The organism is Buttiauxella gaviniae ATCC 51604, from assembly GCF_001654835.1.
Classification (GTDB): domain Bacteria; phylum Pseudomonadota; class Gammaproteobacteria; order Enterobacterales; family Enterobacteriaceae; genus Buttiauxella; species Buttiauxella gaviniae.
Genome location: NZ_LXEP01000063.1, coordinates 1 through 6501, shown reverse-complemented (window position 1 = coordinate 6501; position 6501 = coordinate 1). Strand labels below are relative to the sequence as shown.

The following is a 6501-nucleotide window of genomic DNA, read 5'->3' as shown; positions in this document are numbered from 1 at the left end:
TCTGCGCGATTATTTTGACTTTGAACGGTTTGCCAGTGACCTGTTCAGTTCAGACCTCTTTTTCAGCAATGGCCATGTCTTTTATGCCTGCTGATGAATGACAAGGCGGGTTCGCCCGCCTGACTTTCTACCGGTCGGCTGTGTTCCTGACTGTCAGCCCGCGAAAAACCCCTTGTCAGGCCTTCCGCCTGCGGCGGGTGTGCTGGGTCCCGGACGCTGTACCTCTCCCGCCTTAAGCTGAACCCTGTCATGTTATCTGTCGCGGTGCCGTTGCTTTTTTTGGTGTTGTTTCGGGGCCTGGAAAAACCAGAAGGGCATGAAAACACGGTGGCCCCTTCGGCTTCCCGTCCGGAGGCCGGGTCGTCGCCTGCACTCCAGTGAGCGGCGCGCAGAGACACTGGGGTGCCTCTGTCCTTGCGGATAGCAAGCGATGCCTGAACACCACGCTTGCAGCTGCCCACGGGCAGCAGCCGCTCTCACTGGCCGCCCTGGCGGCCGCTAAGGTGTCAGCCGGTGAACCGGCTTCATTGCCTGCCACCTTACCCTGTGTGTTCCGGCGCAACCCCTCTCATTGCTGATGCAGACTGACAGCGCACCTCCGCGCAGCAAGGGCCGCTCGCGCTTTCCGGTCAGATTTTCTTTCGCCGGCTTCAGAAAATCAGCCCTCCACCCCTGCTTTTCGTCGTTTCGCCGTCAAAAAGTCTGCGCAATGAGGGGCGTTCCGCAACCGGAAATAAACCGGAAAGGAGGACGCCAGAATGAAGCCGGAGGAGACTAATGATGACCACCCAGACCCATGAGTACTTTTTTGAATTTCCCGCCATTCGTGGCCGTCAGGCAGGCCGCGAGCAGTATGTGCTGTTTGTGCCGATGAATATGCTCAAACGCATTCTGGCCAGCGATAACAGCGGGGATGTGATGTCCCGTTCGCAGCGCGAACATAACCAGGTTCGTTCACGCAAAATCACGAACTATCTGACCGGGGGACATGACACAAAGCGCGACTGGATCCTGGGTACGCTGACCGGAAATATCGATAAAGCGGTCATCTTTAACGCTGCCGAAGGCACAAAAGGCGATGTGGGCATGTTGTCCATTCCCATGGATGCGGATATCAAGCTGTTCGATGGCCAGCACCGCAGCGGGGGTATTTATGGATATATCGACGCCCGCCCTGATGCGAATGACATGATCACCCTGCTGCTGACCGTGGGTCTGCCGCTGGAAACCCGCCAGCAGTTTTTCTCTGACATCAATAACAACGCCACCAAACCGGCGACGGCCATTTCAATGGCGTACAACCATAAAGATCCGGTCAACGACCTGGTGCGTCACATTGCCTCCAGCGTCCGCGCCCTGGCGATGCGGGTGGACTACGAACACAACGTGGTGCCGGGGAAAAGTGACCTGCTGGTCAGCTTTAAGGCCCTGCATGATGCGACCCGGAAAATGTTTGGCCTGCGTGCCGGTGATGAGGTTCCGGCCGCGCTGCGCCATGAGGCGGTGACGTTGTGGAGTGCCTGGGCGGACGCGCTGCACTGGGAATGGGTGGCGGAAATGCTGGGGGCGTCCACCTACCGCACGATGGCCATCGGTACGCATGGGGTGATGGTCAATGCCATTGGTCTGGCGACGGCTATGATGCTTGAACACCATGATGCGGAGGCTATCGCGCAGCAGCTGCGTGCGCACCGTCAGCAGGATACAACCTGTGAGGACCGCTCTCAGACTTTCCGTCACGAACGCTGGCACGGTATCTGTGTTGATGCGCAAAGTGGCACGGTGAAATGTGATGCGGCGGCACAGAGCCGGGCGGCCATGCACCTGCTGGCGCTGTTCGGTCTGGATCCGGCCAATCCCCATGCGTGGCTGCGTGAAGCCTGTGACGAGTCAGTCAGCGATGAAGCCATCGCAGATATGATCGGTAAGGTGGAGAAAGTGGCCGCCGAGAAAAATCTGTCCATGGACAGTCTGAAGGCCGATATCCCGCTGATGATTGCCCGCAGTGAAGGGGAATTTTTGCAGACGCTCAACCATATGCGCAAGCTGCGTCAGTGGGCAAAGGAGCAGTATCCGGAGGACGTGCAGGCGTAACGGATAAGGCCGCCCTGACGGGCGGCCAGACCCTGGCGGCCCACCTTGCCCTGGTGTGCTTACGACCTGAGCAGGAGGCGGCCACTGGCGCCATTATCGACGTTGAAGAATCCCCACGTCGTTCCGGTTTTGAGTTTTACCCGTATGCGGCGGCATTTTTTCGCAGGCTAACCGGGCGCGGGAAAGCGTCGGGCAGGGGACTGCGACTCATCCCCGGCATCCGTTGGGACCCGGCGGAACGACTGGCCACTCTGAGTGATTATGACATGGCATTTAACACCCTGATCCGGACCCGTGGCGAATACTGTCCGTCACCCCTTTCCACCTCTGACGGCGACTGGCTGTTCCCGGAAACGGCATTTCGACGCCGCGAACGTAATAAACACCGGGTGAGACTGGCCGCGCATAAATACCATTCGACCAGGAGCCGCCAGGATGCCCGGCGTCATGCCCGGGAGGCATTGCAGTATCAGCATTATGTCGGACGGGCGCGCATCGAGCTGAATTTTCAGCGGCCGGATACCTTTGGGCAGTGGCATGAGCGCCATCCGGAACTGAAAGAACAGGACTGGCTGGCCATGTTCTGGCACTGGCAGCGCCGGTTCCCGTCGCTGCGGTCGCTGGCGTGGTTTCAGTACAGCCGTGATGAGCCGCAGGTGATTGCGATGAATTTGCAGGTACTGGTGCAGGACACCCCGGCGGTCATCCGGGCGCAGGAACGCTTGTATGTTCCGAATAAACTGACGGTGCAGACGTCAAAAAGTGTCTGACTTTTCGACAGTTTTTAGCGGGTATTCCTGGTCAGAGTGAGGCGGATAGCAGTATAATAGGCGTGGCGCTTGAGGCTTTTTGCCTCCTGCGACTGGCAGAGATGTTGGAAGGTAGTGAGGCAGAAAGAGAAAAGCCCCGAGTAATTTTTCAATTAACCCGAGGCTCGATCTGTATGACTAGACACCATCAGATTAGCCGCTTATCCGCCGAAAGGCAAGGAGAAGTCAGCTATGAAACTGCCGCGAAACGCCCTGATCTGGTGCGTATTAATCGTGTGTTTAACGCTGTTAATATTCACATTCCTGACCCGGAAATCGCTGTGCGAAATCCGTTATAAGGACGGAACGCGGGAGGTGGCGGCTTTTATGGCTTACGAATCCAATAAGTAGCAACCTGTAGCGGGGGGGAACCCCCTGAGGAATCCCCACAAAAAATGACAGGCATAGAGATTTATGATCTTATTGATTGAGTAATTAATTCAATGAGATATATCTATGCCTGCTCGTGCACTATGTCATAAATTCTTTAAAGATATACTTGCGCCTTTGCACTCTTATCGTCAGAAAACACTCATTGATGCCACCAGTGCAGTGATCAATGGTGCATCCCTTACCCTGACAAGTATTGGACGGCATTTACCCGGCAATACTTCCGTCAAACATAAAATTAAGCGTGTAGACCGGCTTTTGGGTAATAGCCATTTGCATAGTGAAATATCGACCATTTTTCAGCGTGTAACACAACATATCACTCGTAATATGTCACGAGTGGTCATTCTGATTGATTGGAGTGGTTACCATGCTGCGGGTTTCCAGCTCCTTCGGGCTAGTCTGGCTTGTGATGGTCGTTCTCTGCCACTAATGAGTTGTGTTGTTCCATCAACACTGACGGGAAAAGCCGAAATACATGACCATTTTCTGGGAACTCTTGCTGAATGTTTCAGCCCGGAAACAGAGGTCATCATCATTTCCGATGCAGGATTTCAGGGGCGCTGGTTCAGACAGATAAGCTCCCGTGGCTGGATTTATATCTGCCGGGTTCTGGGAAATCATTACTATCACGTGAATGGAAAATGGGAGAAAGTTTCAGAAACCAGCGCTAAAGCATCAAGCACTCCGGTTTATCTGGGCTGTGGCCTTCTGGGGCAGGATAAAAGAGCTCAACATGAAGGTAATTTTTATCTCTACAAAAGCAAGCCCAAAGGTCGTAAATATAAGCGTTCAAAAGATAAACCTGTCCGGGCAACCGTTACAGGAAAGGCCAAAGTTGCAGGAAAATCCCCCTGGCTGATCTTTACCAACGCGACTCAGTTTACGCCAAAGCAGATCATGAAACTGTACAGCCGCAGAATGCAGATTGAACAAAATTTTCGGGATGAAAAGAATACTCGCTGGGGTTTTGGGTTAAGGCACGCAATGAGTCATTCCCCTGAACGTCTTGAAGTACTTAGTCTGATTGCAACACTGGTAAGTATAACCTTGTGGTTGAGCGGATACTCATTTGAAAACAAACAGATGCATTTAAATTACCAGGCAAACACGATAAAGCATCGTAGGGTAATATCGTTGTTAACGCTTGCGGAGAATGTGTTCAGACATTCTCCGCAAATATTAAAATCAGTGTCACTGGATAAAGCCCTACTAAAATTACAGTGGCTATATTCAGATATGGTGCTTATCTACTGATAATTTCTGGGGATCCCTCAGGGGGAACCCCCGCTTTTCAGGAGGCTGATAGTGTTGAATGTCTGCCAGCAAGCGCCTTTATGAAGGGCTGTCCGGGTCACCGGGCGGCCCTTTTTCCGTTCTGACATCCCTTCTGCTCCGGCCCCGGAGTTGCGTGCGCTTGCAGCTGCCTGACGGCAGCGCCGCTTCCACTGGCCGCCGCTGGCGACCGCTAAGGAAAGCCGGTCAACCGGCTTTTTCCGGCGTCTCCTTTGCACTCTGTTCTGCGGTGTTCACTTTTGCTGTGACTGACGCTGCCCCGTTCCGGTTCATCAACAAGGGTGAAGGCTGACGCCCGCCGCCCTCACCCGTTCGCACTCTCTCCCTGTGGTCGTTCGCTTGCGCTGCGGCTTCCGGCTGCGCCCTTGTTTCTTCCCCTGATGGAACGGGGCGGCTGGGTGTCACAGCAACGTGCTCCCCGCCTCCTGAAAAATGGAAAAGGGGACACCAGAAAGAAGCCGAAGGAGAAAAAATGACTACCCCAGCTCAAACCACTCAGACTGACACCGCCCAGGTGACCCGTACTGAAATTACCGATCCCCGTCGCCGTCTGGCCTTTGTGCCCCGGTTGTTTGCGACCGCACTGGGGGAAAGCATGGCCGCGACCTTCCTGCGTAAACACAGCGATTACGACGGCGGGATGTGGCATTTCTATGAAGTCCCGCGCGGTATCAGTGGGCACGTTGCGGCGTGGACCGATATGGCCACCACCTGCCCGACCGGCTACATCGCCCCGCCAGACGGCACGTATCAGATGACGATCCCGGGAAACTATTTTGATGCAGAGGTTTCAGCCGATGCGGCCGGGATTATCGCGACGCTGTTTGTGCTCAACCAGCTGTGCTGGAAAGTGTCCGAGATGGGGAGCCAGTATGCGCAGACCTGTCAGGGGCTTATCGATCGTCAGGATGCGCTGAAGGATTATGTCAGCATCATTAATCACCCGGAAAGCAGTCTGATTTTCCGCGCAATCGACTGACCCGCCGCCGGACGCCACGCGCCCGGCTAAACGAAAAACATGATAATGGCCACGCTGTGGTCATTTAACACAGGATGAGAACGTGATAACCCCTGAAAACACCATGGCTGGCATGGATGAACTGGTGAGAATTGCAGGTGAGGGAGGCAATCAGGCGGGGCGCGAACCGGACAATGCGGATCGGGCCGCCATTGCCGCGCAGGTACTCTGTCAGTTTGCGCACGCAAGCGGGCTGGATACGCGCGGCGAATCCGCCGAGACAATGTTAGTTGATTTACTGGCCAATCTGATGCATCTGAGTGACCGTCTGGAGACGCAGGGTGTTGCCTGTCTGCTGAATGTGGCCGCGATGCATCACGATGATGAGGTTCGGGATCCGGGTTGATTTGGCGGCCCTGCTGAAGACCCCGCGCATCGAGCGCGGGATCTTCAGTGCCCGGCCTGTGACCCCGGCGCCCGGCTGGCGTTGTGCATCGTCCGCAGGAGGGTGAGCAGCGGCTCCTGATGCTTCTTTTGCACCATGGTTGCCAGTAAATTTTCACTACTCAGCGCGAGGGCGGCCAGCGCCACCATGCGTTTGACCTGATCACAGTTTTCATAATCTTTGTAGGTTCGCAGGCTCACGCCCAGCTCTTCCGCCGCTTTATCCCGGCTCCAGCCGAAACTTTTTCGCCATAATCGCAGATCATAACCGGTCATTGTGATATCCAGAAAAGTGCATAAACTGCACTTAATTTAAAGGGTATATGCAAAGAATTCAATATAAAAAAGGGCAATAATTGCACTTAATTAGAAGTAAAAATTGAGTGTTTCATTGCATGAAAAAGGGCAAAAACTGCACTTTATTTTTACGGTGTTAATTCGCAAAACCTGGCTGAACGGACAGCAGTAAGGGCCTGAAAAAATGCATGCCACCCCGTGGCCCCTTCGGCT

The 6501-nt window shown here is 54.5% G+C and carries 7 protein-coding genes and 1 pseudogene; 7 read left to right on the top strand and 1 reads right to left on the bottom strand.

Going from position 1 to position 6501, the window contains the following annotated elements; translation table 11 throughout:
- Nucleotides 1-777 precede the first annotated feature (777 nt).
- The 7 genes and pseudogenes from M977_RS23440 to M977_RS23415 all read left to right on the top strand — a co-directional run bounded on the left by M977_RS23440 (nt 778) and on the right by M977_RS23415 (nt 5953).
- Nucleotides 778-2094 (top strand): DGQHR domain-containing protein, encoded by a 1317-nt coding sequence (locus M977_RS23440; protein WP_083963009.1) that lies wholly within the window; start codon nt 778-780, stop codon nt 2092-2094.
- Nucleotides 2055-2864, top strand: a complete 810-nt coding sequence (locus M977_RS23435) for a plasmid SOS inhibition protein A (protein WP_064519475.1) — start codon at nt 2055-2057, stop codon at nt 2862-2864. Before M977_RS23440 ends, M977_RS23435 begins: the two co-directional genes overlap by 40 nt.
- A gap of 101 nt (nt 2865-2965) precedes the next feature.
- A pseudogene (locus tag M977_RS26055) lies at nt 2966-3139 on the top strand (DUF5431 family protein); the annotation flags it as partial.
- On the top strand, nt 3096-3254 hold the full coding sequence (locus M977_RS24780; RefSeq protein ID WP_074392108.1) for a type I toxin-antitoxin system Hok/Gef family toxin: 159 nt from the start codon (nt 3096-3098) through the stop codon (nt 3252-3254). The pseudogene M977_RS26055 and the gene M977_RS24780, both read left to right, overlap by 44 nt.
- Before the next feature lie 105 nt (nt 3255-3359).
- A complete protein-coding gene (locus M977_RS23430; RefSeq protein ID WP_064519473.1) occupies nt 3360-4550 on the top strand; it encodes an IS4 family transposase in 1191 nt (396 codons plus the stop codon).
- 511 nt (nt 4551-5061) lie between these two features.
- Nucleotides 5062-5568, top strand: a complete 507-nt coding sequence (locus M977_RS23420; protein WP_064519468.1) for an antirestriction protein — start codon at nt 5062-5064, stop codon at nt 5566-5568.
- An 82-nt stretch (nt 5569-5650) separates the two neighbouring features.
- The gene (locus tag M977_RS23415; protein ID WP_064519461.1) at nt 5651-5953 is read left to right on the top strand and encodes a hypothetical protein; all 303 of its coding nucleotides are present in this window, start codon (nt 5651-5653) and stop codon (nt 5951-5953) included.
- A gap of 44 nt (nt 5954-5997) precedes the next feature.
- Here the strand turns inward: M977_RS23415 and M977_RS23410 are convergent, their stop codons facing one another.
- The gene (locus tag M977_RS23410) at nt 5998-6267 is read right to left on the bottom strand and encodes a helix-turn-helix domain-containing protein (RefSeq protein ID WP_064519460.1); all 270 of its coding nucleotides are present in this window, start codon (nt 6265-6267) and stop codon (nt 5998-6000) included.
- Nucleotides 6268-6501: the final 234 nt, after the last annotated feature.